Below are 22,305 nucleotides of genomic sequence, written 5' to 3'. Positions count from 1 at the left end.
TTTTGTCAATATCTTGTTTTTGTTTGGTGTATAGTCCAATTTGTAAGATAATGAATCCTAAGATTTTTTTTGGTTTTTAGTGAACGGAAATCTCAATAGAGGTTTCACTAACCAGAACTTGTCCTATTTTTCCAAAATTCAATTTTTTGAAAATAATATTAAATACAGCACCCTCATTATGAGTTTTATAAGCTATTTCTTCATCATCAAAATGAAAAATAATAAAGGTTGAAGTGTCTGTTTTACTTTGCATTTCTTCATTAAAACAATCTAAGTTGTTGATTTGTTTCGTTCCAAAATATTCAATGTTGGTTAAATTAGCACTAATCAAATCTTTTACAAAATCTATTATTTTAGTCGAAGGGATTTCAATTTTTGGGGCGCTAAAGATGAGGGTATGTTGAATCATTCTTTGATTGTATTTTTTATAAATATAATAAAAATACTAATCAGGAGGAAAGTGTCGTTTAATTATTTCGGACAATTTTTATTGATGTCTAAAGTAAAGACATACAAAATATGATGCTCTAGATGTAAAATTAATAGGTGTTATCGTGATTTGAATCTACCTCTTCTTCGGGTTCTTTTTTGAAATCATTATTTAAAAAGTTGGTGTACTTTTTTTTATCTTTTTGATTGACTCTAATGATAAAGAGAATCAAAATAATCACAAACACAGCTATGATTCCTAATAATATCCAATTGATTTCCATGGTCTTTATTTTTAAATAGTTAGTAAAGATACGGTTTCTATCGATGTATTATTTCACACTGTTTTGTCTGATTTTTTGTTGTGCAAGAACCGCATTTAAGTAAGGTGTCATTTGTTTTTCGATTTCATTTTTGGAAATGTCTAATGCGTGCGGACTACGAACTAACTGCAACCACGGTTTAGGAGCATCAAAATCATATGAACCAAAAACTAGTACAGGCGTGCCTTTCACTTTTACACTGTCGGAATCAGATAAAACCCATTGATCTGCCCATTCATAAAGATAACGGGCATCTTTCTCTTGCAATCTCAAGCAGGAATGGGAGGCGGGATAACCGGGTAAACTGTATTGATGCCAGCCAATTCCCATTTTATTAGCAATATTAAAATTCCAGCGTAAATCCCACTCATCATTAAATGTGCTCGTAGTTTGTTCAGCCTTCCAGTTGGTATAAAAAAGTCCTGTTGGTGTAGGATCTTTTTTTCTACCCATATTGGTTGGACCAGTATAGATTAATTCTCCGTTTTCATATGTAGCAAAAGTTTGTGTTGGGTACGAGAATAAAATAATTTTATTTACCTCTTTCAAGTAAGGAACTTCAAGAGGAAACGGGAGGTAAGCGGCAATATCTCCGCTCATAACCTTTGGTATCACTACAGAATCCATTTCAGCAAAATTAGTTTTGTCTGTTCTGTTTACTGCAAAAGCAATATTAAGTTTTGTACTGTCAGCCTTATTTGCAGCCAGCCATTGTTTCGCATCAGCTAACTGATAGGTAATGGTTTTTGGAATTTGTCGGACTACAACTTTTTTAGTTTTAAGGACTGTTTTTTCTTCTTTTTGTTTGCAAGCACTTACAAGGACTATTAGCAGACAAGATAAAGCAAGGAGTGATTTTTTCATAACCAATATTTAGATTGTAAAATTCTACTTTTTAATTGGCTAAAATTTATATAATTATCTAAATAAGTTATTGGATTTACTGTTTAATGGTAGTAAATAGGAGATATGCCAAACGCATCTACCAAAGGAATAATTTGTAAGAGTCTAATCATTCAAAGTTTTTCGCAATTAGGATTGGGGTTATCAACCGGAACACACGATCAACGATTACATCGAATAATGCTTCTAATACCAAAATGGTAAATTAGTTGATTTTAGAAAAATAGTGTTCAATTGTTTTTGAGGCACTTTGAAATACAATGCATTACCAACAGTAGAAATTTTGCAATAAAAATTTAAAAAATACTACAATGTTAATGAGAGTGTTTCACTTGTGCCAATTCCAATTTTTTTTTAAAATATAAGATTTGTATCAGTACCTTAAAAAAGTATCTCCAGATTTAATTCCTATGGCCAATTCCTCCAGATTAGTCGTTTCGAGCATGCTGGCTAATTCATTTCGAATCGCCTTAAACTTTTCATGCATCGGGCAAGGGTGTTCCTCGGAGCAATGATGTAAACCTAAGCCACAACCGGTAAAAACGTTGTCGCCTTCAAGAGCAGTTACAATTTGGGAAAGGGTAATTTGGCTCATGGTTTCTTTGGGAATATCAAAACCGCCGCCCACTCCTTTGATGGAATGAATAATATTATTTTTAGAGAGTATTTGCAGAATTTTGGCGGTGAAAGCCTCTGGGGAATCTATCTTTTTCGCAATATCTTTCAGACCTACTCTGTTGTTTTGATAAGATTGGGAGGCTATAAAAATAGTGGCTCGGATTCCGTATTCACAAGTTTTAGAAAACATAGTTGTTTTTTTTACAAAATTATTGAAATTAGTTTCATTCTATGGTAATTATTTCGTCAGAAAAATGGGACTGTTTACCATTAATCCCAATTGCCATAAGCAAAAGCCCAAGTGGCAAGCCTATACTCGCCAAAAATAGGTATTGCTGATACAGCGGTAATGCTCCTTGGTTCAAAAACAGATAGATTCCTTGAAGAAATAAAAGGAATTCTGTTACAATAAATCCAAATAAAAATACTTTTAATCCCCAGCTCACTAAAATGTTTTTGCTGTTTACAAAAGTATTTTGCAATGCAAACCCCAATAAAAAACCTGTAATAATGCCCAACATGCATAAATGAATGTAACCAATTACAAAATTCCGGATTTGATGTGAAATTTGACCCAATCCGGGTAGTAAAACGACTAATTGTATTCCGACTTTTATGGTCAATGATCCTATTGCAAAACCATAAACGGTTTTCTCCATTTTTTTTAAACGAATAAAGAAGGAAGAGAAATGAGGGCGAATAAGTTTTATAAATACTAAAAAAGATAACAGTTGCAGTATAACGCCTAAACTGTTTATCCAATAAAAAATGGGATTTGACACATACCAGCTTACTGGCAAAGCCAAGGTTAAAATCGTTGCGGTAACGAGTAAAAAGTAAAATAAACGAAACTGGTTTGCATTGATTTCAGCTTTTATCTGATGAAAAAACAAAGCTAAAATGGCAATTAAAAACCAACCGTTAAATTGAAAATGCAAGAAGAATTGAATCGCAATTTGATAAAAAGGACTCGCTTTGCCCAACAATCCTACAACAGGACCTAAACACCAAACGCCTATTGTGGATAGAATCATAAACAATAAAGCGGTTTGCAACAACTGTTTTTCGGGAACGGAAGCGGGCTTGGAATCCTTCCAAACTAACCAACAGAAACAGTAACTGCAAAAAATGTGTAAGGTTGAAAAAGCAATCGAAAATAAAGCGTATCCTTCCATCGGAAACCGAATCATCATGCCGACTACCGCAAATTCAGTAATCCAAAATAATCGGTTGTAAATGGGTTTTTGTTGCGCTTCTTTGGGAATAAAAAAATGAAAAATAAAGCAGTATAACATCAAATACACCCAACCCAACATCGCTACATGAGAATGACCATGCAATAAGAATTGAAAATTAATTCTTTCGACCGGAGCTACATACATCAAACGGAGCAAAAGTCCCATGAGAGCAGCAATGAAAAAATTAATAAAACAAATCAATAACCAGCTCTTTTTCATAATTACCCTCTAAAATGAACTTTAATTTTTGATGTCGAAAGTGTTTCTCGTTCCAATACTCGGCTAGAATATCCTAATTTACCTATTGTTTTAACACCATTCATAAAATATTGAAAGTAATAATCCCCAATGTACTGCTTGGTTTCTAAATAGTCAATCATCAGGCGGGCATCATTTTCATTGATTAAATCAGAATGAACTGTGGTACGAACTTCAAAAGGAACTTGGCTTTCGAGCAGTAAATGTAAGGATTTCTCAAAAGGTTGAAAAAGCTTCGATTCTGTTATTTTTTTGAAATGTGCCGGTAGTGCTTTAAAATCTAAAGCTACGTAATCAATCAAGTGTTGGTCAATCAGCTCTTGCAAAATTTTTGGTTTGGAACCGTTAGTATCAATTTTGACTAAGAATCCCATTTTTTTTACTGTAGCAATCAGTTCCTGAATGTTTTTATGAAGCAAGCATTCGCCACCGCTAAAAACGACTGCATCCAATAAGTTTTTTCGGGTTTGAAGAAAAGCAAGTACTTTTTCGAAAGAAATAGTTCCTTTTCCCAACACGATTTCGGGATTGTAGCAATATAAACAACGCATATTACAGCCTGCAAACCAAAGAATGCAGGCTGATTTATGCGCATAATCTAATAAAGTAAAAGGTGTTATGCTGTAAATGGGAGTACTAACATTTTCCTTCATTGAAGTGGGTGCGTTGTCTGTGTTCTCCTTTTTTTCCAATATTGAAACTCTCTACAGGTCTGTGATAGCCCATCACGCGGGTGTAAACCAAACATTTAGTTCTTAAATGTTGTTTCTGTTCTAGAATTGGGTTTGTGGTTACTTTCATATTTTATAGTTTTAAGGTTTATAGTTTATTATTTAAAGTTTAGTTGCTCAACTTTAAACTTTTTTGATTTTCTTCAATAATAGCATCATCACATTTTGGACAATATTCGTGTTCTCCATTTAGATAACCGTGAACGGGGCATACGCTAAATACTGGTGTAACAGTGATGTAAGGTAATTTAAAATTCGATATTACTTTCTTAACAAATTGTTTGCAGGCTTCGGGAGAGCTGATTTTTTCGCTCATGTATAAGTGTAAAACTGTTCCTCCGGTATATTTACATTGCAATTCGTCTTGTAGATATAAGGCTTCAAAAGGATCTTCTGTGTGGTCCACCGGAATTTGGGAGCTATTTGTGTAATAAATATTTTCTTCTTGTCCAGCCTGAATGATATCTGCAAAGCGTTTTTTATCTTCTTTGGCAAAACGGTATGTAGTTCCTTCGGCAGGAGTGGCTTCAAGATTGTATAAATTTCCAGTGGCTTCTTGAAATTCTTTCATTCGGTTGCGAATATGATCCAGAATTTCGGAGGCAAATTCGATTCCGGAATTAGAGGTAATTACATCCTTATTTTCGGTAAAATTCACAATCATTTCGTTCATTCCGTTTACACCAATAGTAGAAAAGTGGTTTCTAAAATGTTGCAAATAGCGTTTGGTGTACGGATACAAACCTCGGTCATACATTTCCTGAATAAACACCCGTTTTTTCTCTAAAGTTGATTTAGAAATGTATAATAATTTGTCTAATTGCGCGAATAATTCGGTTTTATTTCCTTTGAATAAATATCCCAAACGTGCCATATTAATGGTTACTACACCAATGCTTCCCGTCATTTCGGCACTACCAAAAAGTCCGTTTCCGCGTTTTAATAATTCCCGTAAATCCAGTTGTAAACGACAGCACATACTACGCACCGCATTGGGTTTATAAGCATTTGGATTTTCTTCTTTATTGCCGTTTTCATCTAATACATATTGACTTCCGATGAAATTTTGGAAATAAGAAGAACCAATTTTAGCCGTATTTTCAAAAAGCAAGTCGGTATTTTCTCCGTCCCAGTCAAATTCTTCGGTAATATTCACCGTTGGAATTGGGAACGTAAACGGTTGTCCATTAGCATCGCCTTCGGTCATTACAGTATAATAGGCTTTGTTGATGAGGTTCATCTCTTTTTGAAAATGTTCGTAACGCAAATCGGTCAGTTTAGAAACCCCGCGTTCTTGCGCTCTTAGTAAAAGATCATATTGAAAATTATTTTCGAAAAAATGTAGGTCGTTTTTCGTTGGAATCTGAGTTTTTAAATCTTCCGGAACCACCCAGTCTAATGTGATATTCGTGAAAGGAGATTGTCCCCAGCGTGCAGGAACATTTAGATTATAAACGAAACTTCTAACGGCTTTCAACACATCATCAAAAGATAAATCATCCTTGAAAACATATGGAGCTAAATACGTATCGAAAGAACTGAAGGCTTGTGCTCCGGCCCATTCGCTTTGTAAAATTCCGAGAAAATTTGCCATTTGTCCCAAAGCTTCTCTAAAATGAGAGGGTGCTTTGCTTTCTACACGTCCGCGGATGCCGTTAAATCCTTCGTTGAGTAAAACACGCAAACTCCAGCCCGCACAATATCCTGTCAAACAATCTAAATCGTGAATGTGAATGTCTCCATTGCGGTGCGCGTAACCTTCTTCTTTAGTATAGACTTTATCCAACCAATAATTGGCAATTATTTTTCCGGCAACATTGTTGACTAATCCGGCATTAGAGTACGAGGTATTCGCATTGGCATTGATGCGCCAATCCGTTTGTTCTATATACTCTTCGATAGTTTGTGTGCTGTCAACATAAGTGGTGTCTTCATTTAAACCATGAATATGCTCGCGTTGTAATTTACGGGTATGTCGAAACAGCATAAAAGAACGCATGACTTCAAAATACTGTTTTTCAAAAAGATTTTTCTCAATTAAATCCTGAATTTCTTCTACAGCCCAAGTTTCTTTGGTCTGTAAGTCGGTAATAATATTTTCAAAAACAGATTCATCAATTGCTATGGAAACACTTAAGAAGCTTTTTTCAATAGCATCTTTTATTTTAAAAGGTTCAAAAGGTTTGTATTCCCCGTTTCTTTTGATAACATATTTTTCCATAGCATTTGATGAGTTAAGGTTAAATTATTTGGTTCTTTTTTATTCTTGTGCTGAAAATTCTTTTTCTAATGCTGCCGCTTTTGGAAACAAGATGTTGTTTTCTAAATGAATGTGTTTGTGTAAATCCTGCTCAAATTCTTCTAACATGGAAAAAGTCACACGATACGTATTACAAGCATCTGCCGGTGGCGTATAATTATTGGTTAGTAAGGCAATTTTACGGAAACGTTCTCCTTCATTATCATGTTCTTCCATCATCATGGCAATAGGATTTTGCACTGTTCCAAAATGAGGTTGAACTATTAATTCATCTGTAAGAGATGCTGCTACCATTTTTTTTACGAAAGGAAACAAAATCAGTTCTTCTTTTTTCATGTGCTGTGCAAGTTCACCGGCGCAACCTTTAAAAAGTTCATTAATTTCGAATAATTCAGGATGACCTGCTCCGTGAACCTTACCTAATTTGTCTAAAAAAGGAAGAATAACTTGTGTTTTTTCTTCCACATAACGGTGATGTTTTTTCTCAATGTAATTCGCCAATAAATCTAAAGGCCATGATTTAAAATCGATACTATTATCATCTTTAGTTTTTAAAACAGTGTTTAACTGTTTCATCAATTGGTTGGTATCGATGTCTTTTTTATCACAAGCTTCTGCAATAGTTCTATTCCCTTTACAACAAAAATCGATGCCGTATTTTGAAAAAATGGCTGCTGTTCTGAAATCTTTAGCCACATATTCTCCGATAGTTATTTTTTCTAAAACTTCCATATTATTTGTTTTTTATTTAAAATTTATGGTACAAAAATAATCATTATTTTAAATAAAAGACAAAATTATCCGAAATTAAATATTTAAATTTATTTTATTTTTAAATGTATCGTTATCAGGGAGATGTGTTTTTTTTTGGACCTTTTTTCCTGACTATAATTTTACGATTAAAAAAATATTTAAAAACTGATTTTTATCATGTTTCCTCCATTTTTTTAAACTTTAATTTGCATCAAATAAATAAAAGACAAATTTATCTTTTATTTGAAAATCAAGTAATTTTATTAACTAACAAAAACGGATACTTATGCTTTCAAAATCACAAGCAAGAGCATTTTTTTTGGGAGGAACATTGGTCACCTTTCTAATCTTTATCGGATTGACCATTTATTCGTTCATGCCCAGAAATGATCAAACGAATTACACCAAGATTGATAAAAATGTAGTTCGGGGAAAAGAAATTTGGGAAACCAATAACTGTATGGGATGTCATACCATTATGGGAGAGGGAGGTTATTATGCTCCTGAATTGACAAAAGTAATTGACCGTCGTGGAGAAGGTTATATCAAGGCTGTTTTGATGTCGCCGGTTCCATGGGCTCCAAATGGACGAAAAATGGTTGTTTATAACATGAATGAAAAAGATGCCGATGCTGTAGTTGCCTACTTAAAATGGGTTGGAAAAATTGATTTAAACGGTTTTGACCGAGTGGTTTCACCTTTATCTAAAGCAAATAATTAAAATAACGTATTATGAAATCGCCAAAAACTAGAAGTTTGCGTATGCAAACACCAATAAATAAAAAGGCGATAACATTTTTGACATTCAACAAATAAAATTTACAAAAATGAAATATAAATCACAAAAAGTAGCCTATTGGTTTTTTGCATTGTGTATGCTTTTGTTCTCTCTGCAAATTATTTATGGCTTTATTATGGGCTTTGACCGAATAGGAATTCAGGCATTACATGATGTTATTCCTTTTAATGTGGCGCGAGCCGTTCATACCAATTTGCTGGTAGTTTGGTTGTTAACCGGTTTTATGGGTGCTGCCTATTACATCATTCCCGAGGAAGCACAACGCGAATTAATCAGCGTAAAATGGGCATATGTTCAGTTGATATCATTAGCAATAGTAGGTGTTGTTGCCGTTGTTGGCTTTCACTTTAACCACTGGGAAGGCAGAAAATTTCTTGAAATTCCAAGAGAATTAGATTATCTCGTTGTTGTAAACGTATTGCTTTTTCTAGGTTTAATTTTAGGAACACTTTTCAAAGGAAAGCGTCAAACCACTACAGCTTTAGTTTTATCCATGGGATTGCTTTTTGCTGCCTTACTTTATATTCCCGGAATGATTTGGTTTGACAGTCAGGTAATGGATTCCTTCTTCCGTTGGTGGGTTGTTCACTTGTGGGTTGAGGGAGTTTGGGAATTAATTATGGGAGGTATTCTTTCATTCTTATTAATCAAATTAACCGGAGTAGACAGAGAAGTTATCGAAAAATGGTTGTACGTAATTGTTGGATTAACTTTCCTTTCGGGAGTTTTGGGGACAGGACATCACTATTATTATATAGGTGTAAATAAAATTTGGTTAATCGTAGGGGGAATTTTCTCTGCTCTTGAACCATTAGCGTTCTTGGCGATGGCATTATTTGCGGTGAATATGTATCGAAAAGGTGAAAAAAGTCATCCGAACAAAATTGCCTTATTCTGGACTATTGGTTCGTCTATTGTTTCTTTTGTTGGTGCAGGATTACTTGGTTTTGCACACACATTACCACAAACTAATCTTTACACACATGGAACTTTAGTGACCGCAATGCATGGACATTATGCGTTTTGGGGAGCTTATGCAATGATTGTTTTGGCTATGATTAGTTATGCATTGCCTAACTTAACTGGTCGTAAACGCTACGAAAGCTCACAAGGAATGATGGCATTTTGGTTGTCCAATATTGGAATGCTTGGAATGACTGTAGCTTTTGGAGTGGCAGGTGTTGCACAAGTTTATATGGAACGTAAAATGAAAATGGATTTTATGGTTGTTCAAAACGAAATCAGCATTCACTTTGTTGTGCTTTTGATTTGTGCCACGATGTTTACCACCGGAATAAGTCTCTTTATTTATGATTTCTTTAAATACGGTAGACCAACAGATGAAGCTTTAGATATAAAATAAGTTACTAATTCGCCTTTTTTTTGAACCAGTACGCTTTAATTAAAGTTTTTTAGAACTGCATTTCCAGAAAAACAATAGTTTCAGTGTGCTGGTTTTTTTCTAAAATTAAAAAAATATGTTACAAAACACACCATTCTATCATGCCGTTGGCAAAGAAATAGAGGTCTTCAATCACGCCTATGCAAATAAAATTCCTTTTTTGCTAAAAGGGCCAACGGGCACAGGAAAATCCCGTTTTGTGGAATATATGGCGCATATATTAGATAAAAAAATCATCACTATCAGTTGTCATGAAGAAACTTCTTCAACCGATTTAATCGGACGATTTATTATCAAAGGGGCTGAAACCATTTGGCTTGACGGTCCGTTGACGACTGCTGTAAAAGAAGGAGCGATAATTTATCTGGATGAGGTTGCAGAAGCCCGCCCCGATGTGATTGTTGCGATTCACTCTTTGACGGATCACCGCCGCGAATTGTTTATCGATAAATTAGGTGAGACCGTAAAAGCACATAACGATTTTATGCTGGTTGCTTCTTTTAATCCCGGTTATCAAAGAGGTTTTAAAGAACTAAAACCATCTACTCGTCAGCGTTTTATTGCAGTTTCATTTGAATATCCCGAGGCTAAAATTGAAACCGATATTTTAGTTAATGAAACTCAAATTGACCACGACACGGCAAAGAAACTAGTTGCCATTGGAAACAAAATCAGAAATCTAACCGAATTAGGATTAACTGAAACGGTTTCTACACGATTACTGGTCGATGCCGCAAAAATTATTCATAGCGGATTACCTAAAAGATTGTCCGTTCATGTTGCAGTTCTAGAACCCTTGACGGATGATTTGCAAACGGTAGAAGCACTAAAAGATTTGTGTAATTTGATGATCTAGTATAAACAACTGCAAGTTGTCCCTACATACAAATAATTAAAAAATGGGTTTTGAAATAGATGAATATATAGTCGGGAAATTCTTTAAACACTTAAAAAAAAGTAAAAAAGTAAATCCTGATATCCTTGCCAGAACGGTTACGCTCATCGAGATCAAACCACGACTGACTATTTTGGCACGTGCTTTGACAGGAAAACCAATCGAAATTTTCCCTGCCGAACGGGAAGGAGGTTATAAAAACAATAATTTTTTTCTCCCGATTTCTTTTGCAGAATTACCGACCAAAGCCGAAAATCATACTTTTTATCTGTTTCGAATTTTGTTCCTGAGTGTGCAACAACGCTTGAATCTCAATTGGACTTTTGAAGAAAAGGAACAGCCATTATTAGTTTCTCAACAAAAAGCATTGGAATCATCCAGTCAAATTTTGAATATTCTATTTAAAGAATTTGCAATTGACGAACAATTTTATAACGATGCAAAGCGCCACTTTATTCAGAAAGCAACCGAAAAAAAGGTGCCTGATTTCTCATGGCTTTATGGCAAATGGATGCAAAATGAGTTAGAACAGAATACAGAAACAATACTCGAAAATTTTTCTGATAAAGTTAAAAAAGTGAACGAAAATCAGCCTTTAACTACCTTGAAATCATCTGCGGTTGAAGAAGTTAAAACGGTAGAATTAGACAAAAAACAACAGGAAGATTACGTTTTACTTCATAATTTTGAAAAGGTAGAAACGGCCGAAGAGTTCAATGGAACCTGGCGAGATTTTGATGGTTCAGATGAACTCGAAGAGCATCAGGAAGCCTTGGAAGAATTGAATATGAAATTTACTGTTCGTGTTGATGACACAGCGCATTCAGTGTATCAGGCAGATTTTATTGAGAACACTTCTATATCCGAAAGTGCAGAAGTTGATGCCAAAGGATTTCATCTAACTTATGACGAATGGGATAGTAGTAAACGCATTTACAAACAGAATTTTTGTAAAGTATATCCAAAATTACAACAGAAAATAGATCCAAATTATTACAGAAATACGATTACAAAAAACGCTTCTACTTTGTTAGGCTTGCGCAAAATGTTGACCAATGTGAACAACAAGATGCAGCAGCAAAAACGCCAAACCCAAGGCGATGAATTCGATATTGATGCCATCACTGATTTGTATGTAGATGTTCATTCTCAGCGTACGCCTTCGGAAAAAATATACATCTCAAACCGAAAAAAAGAAAAAGATTTATCGATTTTAATTCTGTTAGATATTAGCCTTTCCAGTGATGGCTATGCCGCTGGAAATCGGGTAATTGACGTGGAGAAAGAAGTTTCGATTCTTTTTGGAGAAATCCTGAATGAATTCAATATTGATTTTTCAATTGACAGTTTTTATTCCAAAACGCGCAACTTTTCTACGTATTTAACGGTGAAGGATTTTGACGAAAATTGGAATATCGCCAAGCATAAAATTGGAGCAGTTGAACCGAATGGTTATACCCGAATTGGAGCCGCTTTGCGTCATGCCGGAGCCCGATTGGATAAGCGAAATACTAAAAACAAATGGGTGATTGTGATTTCTGACGGCAAACCTAACGATTATGATAAATACGAAGGGAAGTACGGAATTAACGATGTCAAGCAAGCGCTCAGAGAACTTAATGCTAGAAATATTAATTCGTATGCATTGGCCATCGAAGCCGAAGCGAAATACTATTTGCCACAAATGTTTGGACAAAATCATTATCAAATTTTAACAACACCAGTAGAATTATTACAATCGTTAGTTCGATTGTATGAAAAAATTAAACATCAAAAATAAATATAAAGATGAACAATAACATAGATACAGCAATACTTCCGGAAGGACATCCGGTACAGATATATTATAAGGAAAAAGATTTAATTCATTCTCTTTTGGAGGAATTATCTGCAGTAGATACAACGGTTGATTTGCAGCAATACATTAATATTTTTAACCAGCTCCATACTATAGAAAAGCGATTTGCCCGAAAAGAAAATCAGCTTTTCCCTTTTTTGGAAAAAAATGGCTGGACAGGACCTTCACAGGGAATGTGGTCTTTTCACGACAATTTGAGAGAGCAATTTCGGTTGATTCAGTATTATCTAAAAACAAAAAACGCTGAAAAAGTTACTATAAACACCTCTTTTTTAGTGAATGGAATTTATAGATTGATGGAGGTGGAAGAGTCCGTTTTATTTCCAAATGCTTTAGAGATTTTAAAAGAATCAGATTGGATTGAAATGCGCAAAGGGGAATCCGAAATTGGTTGGATGCTTCCAAATCTTCCCGTACCGTTTCCAGCTGCAGCATATGTTCATCCGAGTGAAGATGTTAGTCCCAGAGAACTGACTTTTTCATTGGAAAACACTTCTCATTATGATGAAGGATATATGACTTTGGAGCAGGTGAATTTGCTTTTTAAAACGATGCCTTTGGATTTAACTTTTGTGGATGAGAATGATAAAGTTATTTTTTACAATAGAGGAGAAGAGCGTGTGTTTCCAAGGAGTGCCGGAATTATTGGACGTGAAGTTAAATTTTGTCATCCTCCAAAGAGTGTAGGAACAGTTCTTAAAATCTTAGAAGAATTCAGAAAAGGAACCAAAAATGAATCTTCATTTTGGATAAATTATAAAGAACGCCTCATTTATATCCGTTATTTCGCAGTCAGAGATGCGAATAAAAACTACAAAGGTGTAATAGAAATGTCACAAGATATTACCGATATCAAGAAGATTGAAGGCGAAAAACGCTTGCTGGATTGGGAATAACATTATCGTTAAACAAATCTTAAAAATGACTACCTTTAAAATCGATTACAAAAATATCTATTATCCACCGGGAGGAATCCTGATGTGGATTATAATTTTCCTGGAACTAATTACGTTCGGGATGGCGCTTGTGGCTTTTGTTTTTTATGGAAAAGAACAGCCCGAATTATTTCATCAATCGAGGGTGCAATTGAATACTACTTTTGGTGCAATAAATACTATTTTCTTACTGTCCAGTGGATTATGTATGGCTAATGCGGTACATGAGTTTAAAGAAAACAACATACAAAAATCCTCTTTGTATTTTAAGCTGACGATGCTCGGCGGAACATTATTTTTACTTTTAAAAGGAATTGAATATTATCATAAAATTCAATCAGGGATTTCATTGGATACCAATATGTTTTTTACTTTTTATTGGTTATTAACCGGATTTCATTTGATTCATGTGGTAATGGGGCTGATTATTTTGAGTTGGACGAATTATGGAATGAGAAAGAAAAATTCGGATACCGGAATTGAAGATGTTGAGGCTTGTGCTGCTTTTTGGCATATGTGTGATTTGATTTGGCTGTTATTGTTTCCTGTTCTTTATTTAATTTTTTAGAAGATGAAAAAAACATTATTTTTTACCTATGGTTTGTTGATTATATTGACGATTACAACGGCTTTGATTTCGAATGTAATGGCTGTTTCTAAAGTTGCAATTGCTTTTATTATGGTATTATCTGTGCTGAAATTCTTTTTGGTTTCTTTCGAATTCATGGAGTTAAAAAAAGCGAATTCTTTCTGGAAAGGGAGTTTAATTTCAGTTTTGGGATTGATTATTTTGAGTATTCTTTTCATTAGAATCACTTCATAAAAAAATATGAACATGATAAATATCATAATAAAAGATAAAAATGTCTTTTATTTTTACACTATCAAATTATGACAAATTTAATACCTGATAATTATGAAAATTACATTTAAACTTAACACACAAAGGAATACCTTAATTCTTGTTTTCTTTTTAGTTTTTGGCTTCTTTTCTTGTTCTAAAAAAGAGGATAAGGATGCAAAATATTATGAGAATATTAAAGTAGAAGGTCAGAAAGAGGCTGAATTGACTGCGCCACCTTTAGTTCCAAAACCAATAGGAGATCGTCCTGCGATGAAATTGGTTGTAAATATGGAAATTAAAGAACAAGAAGGTGAAATGGTTGATGGAGTAAAATATACCTATTGGACTTTTGGCGGTTCAGTTCCCGGAAGTTTTATCAGAACCCGAGTAGGTGATGAGGTAGAGTTTCATTTAAAAAATCATCCGGATAATAAAATGCCGCATAATATCGATTTGCATGCTGTAACAGGTCCGGGTGGTGGAGCAACCTCTTCTTTGGTAGCGCCGGGACATGAAAAAGTATTCAATTTCAAGACATTAAATCCAGGGTTGTATGTATATCATTGTGCTACAGCACCAGTTGGAATGCACATTGCTAACGGAATGTACGGTCTGATTTTAGTAGAACCAGAAGGTGGATTGCCTCCTGTAGACAAAGAATACTACATTATGCAAGGTGATTTTTATACTAAAGGAAGTTACGGAGAGCAAGGTAATCAACCGTTTGATATGAATAAAGCCATTAAAGAAGAGCCAGATTATGTAGTTTTCAACGGAAAAGTAGGAGCCGTAGCCGGTGATAAGGCAATTACTGCCAAAGTGGGTGAAACCGTTCGTATTTATATGGGTAATGGAGGGCCAAATTTAGTTTCATCGTTCCATGTTATTGGTGAGATTTTTGATAAAGTTCATATTGAAGGAGGAGAAATGATTAACAAAAATGTTCAAACAACTTTGATTCCTGCTGGTGGCTCTGCCATTGTGGAATTTAAAGTAGATGTTCCAGGAACTTTCATATTGGTCGATCACTCTATTTTTAGAGCTTTCAATAAAGGAGCACTTGGTATGTTAAAAGTAGAAGGAGATGAGAATAAAAAACTGTATTCAGGAACTGTTCAAGAAGGAATTTATTTGCCGGAAGGAGGAACCATACAAAATATGCCCAAAGTGAATGGTACAGCCAAAAGCGTTGTGGCTAAAACGGTTCCTGAGCAAGTTAAATCAGGAAAAGAATTGTACGGAAGAACTTGTTTTGCCTGTCACCAACAAGAAGGACAAGGTGTTCCAAATGCGTTTCCTCCATTGGCTAAATCTGATTTCTTGAATGCAAATCCAGACCGAGCAATCAATGCAGTATTACACGGATTGAGTGGCGAAGTTACTGTTAATGGTAAAAAATTCAACAATGTTATGACCAGCCAGAACTTGACCGATGAAGAAGTTGCAGATGTATTGACTTATGTTTACAACAGTTGGGGAAATAATAAAACAGTCGTAACTCCAGCAAAAGTGAAAGCAATTAGAGCAAAACCAACTCCAAAAGCTCAAGCAGTTCATTAATAACAATAGGATTTAATTAAAATCTAAAATAAATTTAAATAGTATGAAAAAGTATGTTTTTGCAATCGCAATGATGGGATTGGCTTTACAAGGATACAGCCAACAAGCCACTAAAGGAAAAGTTGTTTATGATAAGGTTTGTATTGCCTGTCATCAGGCTACTGGTCAGGGAATTCCGGGAGCTTTTCCTCCATTAGCCAAATCAGATTATCTGAATAAAGATGCTAATCGTGCCATCAAAGGAGTGGTGAAAGGATTGACTGGACCCATAACAGTGAATGGTAAAAAATTTAATGGTGCTATGCCGGCTCAATCTACTTTGACTGATCAACAAATAGCAGATGTATTTACTTATGTGTATGCCAGTTGGGGGAATAATAAAACTGTAGTTACACCAGCTATGGTAAAAGCCCAAAGAAAATAATAAAAGTATTTAAAAAGCAGTTAGTCATGTTGAAAAGTAGAATAGTTGAATTATCATTTCTATTATTAATAGCAACATCGCTATGGTCTCAAAATGCACCGATGGTTTCTATAAAAAGGGGAGCTTATGTTCCCCTTTACGGGACCACAGATAAAAAACCAGTTGAGATTGCTGCTTTTGAAATGGATGTTTATCCGGTTACAAATGCTCAATTTGTAACTTTTATAAAAAAATATCCAGCGTACACACGTTCTAAAATGAAGGGTATTTTTGCCGATAAAAGCTATTTGTCACATTGGCAAAGTGATTATGATTATGGAAAAAATAATTTGAGTACTGCACCTGTAACCAATGTTTCCTGGTTTGCTGCCAAAAAATATTGTGAGTGTCAGGGGAAGCGTTTGCCTACCATGGATGAATGGGAATATGTCGCTATGGCTGATGAAAAAAGAATTGATGCCAGAACCAAAGAAGACTTTAACAAATACATCATGTCATGGTATGAAAAGCCTAAAACTTATGCTAATCCGATAGGGCAAACCTATAAAAACTATTGGGGTGTTTATGATATGCACGGATTAGTTTGGGAATGGACTGCTGATTTCAACAGTATTTTTCTCTCTGGAGAATCCAGAAAAGATAAAGATACCGATAAGAATCTTTTTTGCGGAAGCGGCTCAGTCAATGCATCGGATTTGATGAATTATGCTGCTTTCATGCGATATGCTTTCAGGGGGAGTTTGAAAGCAAGATATACTACAAAAAACCTTGGATTTCGATGTGCAGATGATAAAAAACAGCCACCGAATCTTTCCCAAATTTCAAAGAAATAAAATCAAAAATTTACGAATACCAACAAAGTGGAAAATCATGAAGTTTAGTAGTAAAAATATAATTTTTGGATGTATGGTAATGGTTTTGTTCCTTCAAGCCTGTAATAAAAAATCGGAACCTGATTTGAAAGACAAACCCATTTCAGATTTATCTGTTTATAACCTACCTTCAAAATGGACCAGTCAAAATGGTGAAAATTTGGAGATGAAAGATTTAAAAGGTAAAGTGCTTGTTATGGTTATGATTTATACTTCCTGCAAATCAGCTTGTCCCAGATTAGTGGCTGATATGCGCAATATTGAACAACGTTTGCCAGAGAACATCAAAGAAAATGTAAAGTTAGTTTTAGTCAGTATTGATCCTGCGGTGGATACTCCAAAACGATTAAAAGCATTTGCTATCGAAAATAAAATGGAAGGCAATCAATGGCTTTTCTTGCGTTCTTCTGAAGAAAATACGCGAGAATTCGCAGCAGTTTTAGCTGTAAATTATAAAAAAATATCCCCTTTAGATTTCTCTCATTCTAATATTATAAGTGTTTTTAATGCCGATGGCGAATTGGCATACCAACAAGAAGGATTAGGTGTGAATTCTGATGAAACTATAAAAAAAATTACAGAAGAAGCTGAAAAGCTAAATTAAAATAACTCAAAAGATTCAAAAGAATAGGTTTGTTATAAATTTAATAATTATCGTTAAATACTAATTTTTACACTCCAAATATATTCTAGTAGTAAATATCTAAAATGATTTTGCGTTTTGAATTGTCAATCAGTTTTTCAATTCTTTTGTAATAATCGGCATTAATCATTGGACATCCCAAGCTTTGACATATTGGTTTTTCTTGCTCTTTATAAGGTACTTTGTCATATTTGTGAAGCACAATATTTCTGGCAAAAGCATTGTTGTTAGTTTGTTCTAAACCATATAATTTATAGGCTTTGCCAAATTCTCCGGTATAGCTGTTACCGATAGCATATTTGCCTAATGAAGTGCAAAAAGAATTCGGAGTGTTACTAAATTTTAATTGTCCTTGAATTTTTGTTCCGGAACCTAAACCATGAGCAACTAAACCTTGATCAATTATTATATTATTTTTTAAGTCGTAAACAAAGAATCTGTTTTTTCCGGACATAATTTTCATGTCAACAAGAAAAGCTATTTCCGAATTGTATTTTGGATTATTGGAAATGAATTTTTTAATCATATCAACTCGATTCAAGAGTTTTTCTTCTGTTGAATTGTACGATAGCGAATGTTTTGAAGTGTTGGTTTTACTATTTTTTGATAAAATTTTAATGCTAAAAAATAATAATCCAATTGATAATGAAACGAAAATTAGTCTTCTCATTTTTTTAATCTTAAATATTTAGGCTCTTTTTTTAATTAAGGTTTACCAATATATATCAATTATAAATATTCTTACAGAAACAATATTTTTTTACGGACTAATTGATAACGTTATGCAAAAATAATCTATTATTTTGTATTGTGTTGGTTATTAGTGTTTTATTAACAAATTAAAGGCGTTGTTTTTTTGTTATTACAGTTTGAGTATTCTCTTTATTTTAATTTTTTTTCCTTTGACGCATTATAAAATGAGTTTGGAGGAGATATAATAGGAGTAATTTCATTATTTTTTGATGACTTCATTTAATATCTTTGGAATACAAAAAATAAATTTACTTTTGTACCGTGAAAAAAATCATATTCATAATAGTTATAATCATACTTGTAAAGCCAGTACTTCCGGTTTTAGAGTATGTGATGAATTATGAATACATTTCAAAAGTACTTTGTATCAATAAGGATAAACCCAAAATGCATTGTAATGGAAAATGTCATTTGATGCAAGAATTAGCTAAAGCATCCGATGCTGAAAAACCGATTTCTTCTGATAAAAAATCAATTTCTCCAGTATTTGAAGTTTTATTTTTTGAAAAAATAGACTCATTTACAATTACTCCAATCCATTTTGGTACCAAAGAAAAAGTAAATCATTCCTATTCAAATCTGTATTTTTACTTGAATAGCGATACTGTTTTTCATCCACCTATTTTCATTTCTTAGAGTTTTAAGCACTATTGTGCTTTTTTTGTCCGTTTCTTTCTACGGATGAATTGCTGTATGCTGTTTTTAGAATTATTTAATTCTGAAAATGGCAGGCAAACGCAAATACTATTTTAAAATAAAAACTTTATAAAAATGAAATTTCAATTAAAAAATTTATTGGCTGTTGTGGCTATAGCATTTACATTATTCTCTTGTTCAAATGATGATGAAGCGATTACAGGAAATGGGAATCTGGTATTAGAATTTGATAACGTTTTTGGTAGCACTGATTTAATTCTTGGAACACAAAGTAATTTGACTTCACAAGGGGAGACTGTGAAAATTTCGGATGTAAAATATATTGTGAGTAATATTATTTTGACTAAAAAAGACGGTACAAAGTATGTATATCCTAAAAGCAGCAGTTATTTTATCGTAAATGAAGCTGATGTCTTAGCTCATGAAGTTGAATTAGAGAATGTTCCTGCTGGTGATTATACTAAAGTAACATTTGGAATCGGAGTTGATAAAGCTCAATTCGATTTGGGAGCTACGGGACAAGGCAATTTTCTGACAGCAGCGCAAGATGCAGGAATGATGTGGTCTTGGTCAGCAGGATACAAATTTGTTCTTTTTGAAGGAATGTTTACTTCTTCAACAGTGACATCTGAAACTATGTTTATGGTGCATACTGGTCAAACCGGAACAGATTATAATTATACGGAAATCACTCTTGATTTGCCTTCAAATGCCTTAGTAAGAACAAATATTACACCTGCCGTTCATATTTTTGCGGACGTGGCTAAAATTATCGATGGCACAAATAAAGTAAAGCTTTCGGATAATAATATGGGAGGAATGGGAGCAATGATTATGGGAGGTGCTAATTTACCTTTAATAACTGCCAATTTAAATGGTATGTTTAGTGTAAATCATGTTCACAACGATTAATTTTAATTAAAAAAGTGGTCAGTATTGTTCTGGCCACTTTTTATAAAAATAAAATAAAATGAAAGCAATCTATTTATTGTTACTCATTTTGCCGTTTTTTTGGAGTTGTACAGATGAAGATGATAACTATGAAAATATACCTTTGGTTTTTAATGTTCCATCAAATTTTCCTCCATTGGCTTATGATTTAAAGAATAATCCGCCCACTGAAAAAGGATTTGAACTGGGAAAAAAACTTTTTTATGATGGTCGATTGGCCTCTGATGGTATTGTGTCTTGTGGATTTTGCCATATTCAAGCCGATGCTTTTACACATCATGGTCATACTGTTAGTCATGGTGTTAATAATGAAGTAGGGACTCGTAATACTCCTCCAATTCAAAATTTAGCTTATCAAACTGCTTTTATGTATGATGGAGCGACAACACATTTAGATTTGCAACCCATCATTCCGTTTACAAGTCCTATCGAAATGAACGGTAATTTTTCTGATGTAATTATTATGATGAAAGCTGATCAGACCTATCAAAAGTTATTTAAAATAGCTTTTACTGATGGACAGATTAATGCTGAAAACATGCTTAAAGCACTAGGACAGTTTATGGTTATGGTAACGTCTTCAAATTCTCGTTTTGATAAATTTCGCAGAAATGAAGCTGGTGGAATATTATCTCAACAAGAACAAGCGGGGTATACTCTTTTTAATCAAAAATGTGCGAGTTGTCATGCAACCGATTTGTTTACTGATAATTCTTTTAGAAATAACGGGTTGCAAGTAAATCCTGCAATCAATGATATTGGACGCTATCGTGTAACTCAGTTAGATCAGGATGTATACAAGTTCAAAGTGCCAAGTTTACGCAATATAGAAAAAACAGCACCTTATATGCATGACGGGCGTTTATTTACCTTAGAGGCTGTTATGGAGTATTATAATTCGGGTGTTGTAAATTCTAATACTTTAGACCCTTTGCTTAAAGCTAACGGGAAACTCGGGATTCCGATGACTGAAGTTGAAAAAACTCAAATAATTGCTTTTCTAAAAACCTTAACGGATAGCCAGTATTTAACTGATAAACGGTTTTCTGAATATTAATAATAACCATACTTTTTTTTATAAAATAGATAAGTCTTCTATTTCTTTAATTCTTAGTATGTTTCAAAATAATTTATTTTAAATGAAAAATATAATAATTCTTTTTCTTGTGATTTTTCAAATGGCAAATGCTGCCGAAAAAGACAGTTTAATTAGTGTTAATCCATTTTCAAAATATCATTTGTTTCTTGAAGAAGAGGATGATTGTGATGCTTGTGGTTGTTCTGCCAGTGGAGGAAGTATGGGATTTGCGTCAATGTTGAATTCTAATTTTGTTGGTGTCAGGTATTTTAATCAGCAATATAAAAGTTCGGATGGTTTGTATAGTAATTCTCCTTGGTATAAGGAAAATTTTAATACAGTTCAGGTTTGGGCTAGAGTTCCTGTTAGTGAGAATATACAAATATCTGCTTTGATACCATATCATTTTCACGATAAGGAAACTAGCTCAGGAAATAAAAATATTGATGGGGTTGGTGATGTTACAGTTTTGGCTATGTATCGTCTTTATCAAACGCATAAAGACAGTACTTTTTTTGTGCATACATTACAAATGGGAGGTGGAATAAAAATGCCTACAGGTAAATTTAATGAGGTAAATTCAGGTAGTCTGAATCCAAGTTTTCAAGTAGGAACGGGGAGTTGGGATTACCTTTTGGCAACGGAATATATTCTTAGAAGAAAGCAATTTGGTTTAAATGCTATGTTCAATTATGTTTTGAAAACGGAGAATCAAAAGAATTATCGGTTTGGTAACCAGTTTAATTATGCGGGAACTTTTTTCTATTTGTATGAGAAGAATGATTTTTCGATTGTACCACAATTGGGTTTAGCAGGGGAGGTTTACGAAAGTAACTATCAACACAGTCAAAAATTAAAGGATACATCTGGTGAGATACTCTTTGGCAAACTAGGGTTTGAAGTTGGCAAGGATAGGTTTTCTATTGGAGCTAATGCAATGCTTCCAATCTATCAAAATTTGACAGGAGGTAATGTTGAAGCAAATTATCGTTGGAGTATTAATTTCAATTATAGTTTGTAATCAAAGAGTTTCAAGAAGAACATTTGTATTTTATATTTAATTGTTTTTCTTTAGACAACTTAAGAATCCTTGGAGATAGTTAAATTACTAATTGTATTTA

At 33.8% G+C, this 22,305-nt stretch carries 22 protein-coding genes and 2 pseudogenes; 15 read left to right on the top strand and 9 right to left on the bottom strand.

What is annotated here, in order from left to right:
- Positions 1-76: 76 nt before the first annotated feature.
- The 8 genes and pseudogenes from O6P34_RS01565 to ric form a co-directional block, all read right to left on the bottom strand.
- Positions 77-409, bottom strand: a complete 333-nt coding sequence (locus tag O6P34_RS01565; protein WP_269685581.1) for a hypothetical protein — start codon at positions 407-409, stop codon at positions 77-79.
- Positions 410-539: 130 nt separating this feature from the next.
- Complete coding sequence (locus tag O6P34_RS01560) at positions 540-713, bottom strand: hypothetical protein (RefSeq protein WP_269685580.1); 174 nt, start codon at positions 711-713, stop codon at positions 540-542.
- A 48-nt stretch (positions 714-761) separates the two neighbouring features.
- A complete protein-coding gene (locus tag O6P34_RS01555; protein WP_269685579.1) occupies positions 762-1,616 on the bottom strand; it encodes a L,D-transpeptidase in 855 nt (284 codons plus the stop codon).
- A 412-nt stretch (positions 1,617-2,028) separates the two neighbouring features.
- Positions 2,029-2,463, bottom strand: coding sequence for an RrF2 family transcriptional regulator (locus O6P34_RS01550; protein ID WP_269685578.1), 435 nt, complete (start codon positions 2,461-2,463; stop codon positions 2,029-2,031).
- Between the two features lie 34 nt (positions 2,464-2,497).
- Positions 2,498-3,730: a hypothetical protein gene (locus O6P34_RS01545; RefSeq protein ID WP_269685577.1), complete on the bottom strand. Its 1,233-nt coding sequence runs from the start codon at positions 3,728-3,730 to the stop codon at positions 2,498-2,500.
- A 2-nt stretch (positions 3,731-3,732) separates the two neighbouring features.
- On the bottom strand, positions 3,733-4,422 hold the full coding sequence (locus tag O6P34_RS01540) for an anaerobic ribonucleoside-triphosphate reductase activating protein (protein ID WP_269685576.1): 690 nt from the start codon (positions 4,420-4,422) through the stop codon (positions 3,733-3,735).
- Positions 4,406-6,721, bottom strand: a pseudogene (locus O6P34_RS01535) (ribonucleoside triphosphate reductase). Before O6P34_RS01535 ends, O6P34_RS01540 begins: the two are co-directional and overlap by 17 nt.
- A gap of 39 nt (positions 6,722-6,760) precedes the next feature.
- Positions 6,761-7,492 carry an iron-sulfur cluster repair di-iron protein gene (ric, locus tag O6P34_RS01530; protein WP_269685575.1) on the bottom strand — a complete coding sequence of 244 codons (732 nt, stop codon included), beginning with the start codon at positions 7,490-7,492 and terminating at the stop codon, positions 6,761-6,763.
- A gap of 307 nt (positions 7,493-7,799) precedes the next feature.
- Between ric and O6P34_RS01525 the strand changes: the two genes are divergently transcribed.
- From O6P34_RS01525 to O6P34_RS01475, 11 genes and pseudogenes are all read left to right on the top strand, one after another.
- The gene (locus O6P34_RS01525; protein WP_269685574.1) at positions 7,800-8,234 is read left to right on the top strand and encodes a c-type cytochrome; all 435 of its coding nucleotides are present in this window, start codon (positions 7,800-7,802) and stop codon (positions 8,232-8,234) included.
- A 106-nt stretch (positions 8,235-8,340) separates the two neighbouring features.
- Positions 8,341-9,675: a cbb3-type cytochrome c oxidase subunit I gene (locus O6P34_RS01520; protein ID WP_269685573.1), complete on the top strand. Its 1,335-nt coding sequence runs from the start codon at positions 8,341-8,343 to the stop codon at positions 9,673-9,675.
- Between the two features lie 115 nt (positions 9,676-9,790).
- On the top strand, positions 9,791-10,570 hold the full coding sequence (locus O6P34_RS01515) for a CbbQ/NirQ/NorQ/GpvN family protein (protein WP_269685572.1): 780 nt from the start codon (positions 9,791-9,793) through the stop codon (positions 10,568-10,570).
- A 43-nt stretch (positions 10,571-10,613) separates the two neighbouring features.
- Positions 10,614-12,389, top strand: coding sequence for a nitric oxide reductase activation protein NorD (locus O6P34_RS01510; RefSeq protein WP_269685571.1), 1,776 nt, complete (start codon positions 10,614-10,616; stop codon positions 12,387-12,389).
- An 8-nt stretch (positions 12,390-12,397) separates the two neighbouring features.
- Positions 12,398-13,363 carry a DUF438 domain-containing protein gene (locus tag O6P34_RS01505; RefSeq protein ID WP_269685570.1) on the top strand — a complete coding sequence of 322 codons (966 nt, stop codon included), beginning with the start codon at positions 12,398-12,400 and terminating at the stop codon, positions 13,361-13,363.
- 25 nt (positions 13,364-13,388) lie between these two features.
- Positions 13,389-13,970 carry a cytochrome c oxidase subunit 3 gene (locus O6P34_RS01500; RefSeq protein WP_269685569.1) on the top strand — a complete coding sequence of 194 codons (582 nt, stop codon included), beginning with the start codon at positions 13,389-13,391 and terminating at the stop codon, positions 13,968-13,970.
- A 3-nt stretch (positions 13,971-13,973) separates the two neighbouring features.
- Complete coding sequence (locus O6P34_RS01495; protein WP_269685568.1) at positions 13,974-14,225, top strand: cytochrome C oxidase subunit IV family protein; 252 nt, start codon at positions 13,974-13,976, stop codon at positions 14,223-14,225.
- A gap of 93 nt (positions 14,226-14,318) precedes the next feature.
- A complete protein-coding gene (gene nirK / locus O6P34_RS01490) occupies positions 14,319-15,806 on the top strand; it encodes a copper-containing nitrite reductase (protein ID WP_269685567.1) in 1,488 nt (495 codons plus the stop codon).
- A 97-nt stretch (positions 15,807-15,903) separates the two neighbouring features.
- A pseudogene (locus O6P34_RS01485) lies at positions 15,904-16,230 on the top strand (c-type cytochrome); the annotation flags it as partial.
- A gap of 101 nt (positions 16,231-16,331) precedes the next feature.
- Positions 16,332-17,063 carry a formylglycine-generating enzyme family protein gene (locus O6P34_RS01480; RefSeq protein WP_432419590.1) on the top strand — a complete coding sequence of 244 codons (732 nt, stop codon included), beginning with the start codon at positions 16,332-16,334 and terminating at the stop codon, positions 17,061-17,063.
- Between the two features lie 79 nt (positions 17,064-17,142).
- A complete protein-coding gene (locus O6P34_RS01475; RefSeq protein WP_269686712.1) occupies positions 17,143-17,706 on the top strand; it encodes an SCO family protein in 564 nt (187 codons plus the stop codon).
- 85 nt (positions 17,707-17,791) lie between these two features.
- On the opposite strand, the gene O6P34_RS01470 is transcribed toward O6P34_RS01475, so the two are convergent.
- Positions 17,792-18,415, bottom strand: coding sequence for a murein L,D-transpeptidase catalytic domain-containing protein (locus O6P34_RS01470; protein WP_269685565.1), 624 nt, complete (start codon positions 18,413-18,415; stop codon positions 17,792-17,794).
- Between the two features lie 344 nt (positions 18,416-18,759).
- Between O6P34_RS01470 and O6P34_RS01465 the strand changes: the two genes are divergently transcribed.
- The 4 genes from O6P34_RS01465 to O6P34_RS01450 all read left to right on the top strand — a co-directional run bounded on the left by O6P34_RS01465 (position 18,760) and on the right by O6P34_RS01450 (position 22,205).
- Positions 18,760-19,134 carry a protein kinase family protein gene (locus tag O6P34_RS01465; RefSeq protein ID WP_269685564.1) on the top strand — a complete coding sequence of 125 codons (375 nt, stop codon included), beginning with the start codon at positions 18,760-18,762 and terminating at the stop codon, positions 19,132-19,134.
- Between the two features lie 135 nt (positions 19,135-19,269).
- Positions 19,270-20,067: an MbnP family protein gene (locus O6P34_RS01460; protein ID WP_269685563.1), complete on the top strand. Its 798-nt coding sequence runs from the start codon at positions 19,270-19,272 to the stop codon at positions 20,065-20,067.
- A 58-nt stretch (positions 20,068-20,125) separates the two neighbouring features.
- A complete protein-coding gene (locus O6P34_RS01455) occupies positions 20,126-21,163 on the top strand; it encodes a cytochrome-c peroxidase (protein WP_269685562.1) in 1,038 nt (345 codons plus the stop codon).
- Between the two features lie 82 nt (positions 21,164-21,245).
- Positions 21,246-22,205: a transporter family protein gene (locus O6P34_RS01450; protein ID WP_269685561.1), complete on the top strand. Its 960-nt coding sequence runs from the start codon at positions 21,246-21,248 to the stop codon at positions 22,203-22,205.
- Positions 22,206-22,305 lie beyond the last annotated feature (100 nt).

The organism is Flavobacterium lacustre (assembly GCF_027474525.2).
GTDB lineage: Bacteria > Bacteroidota > Bacteroidia > Flavobacteriales > Flavobacteriaceae > Flavobacterium > Flavobacterium lacustre.
The sequence above is the reverse complement of the archived record's forward strand: the minus strand, read 5'-3'. Positions and strand labels throughout refer to the sequence as shown.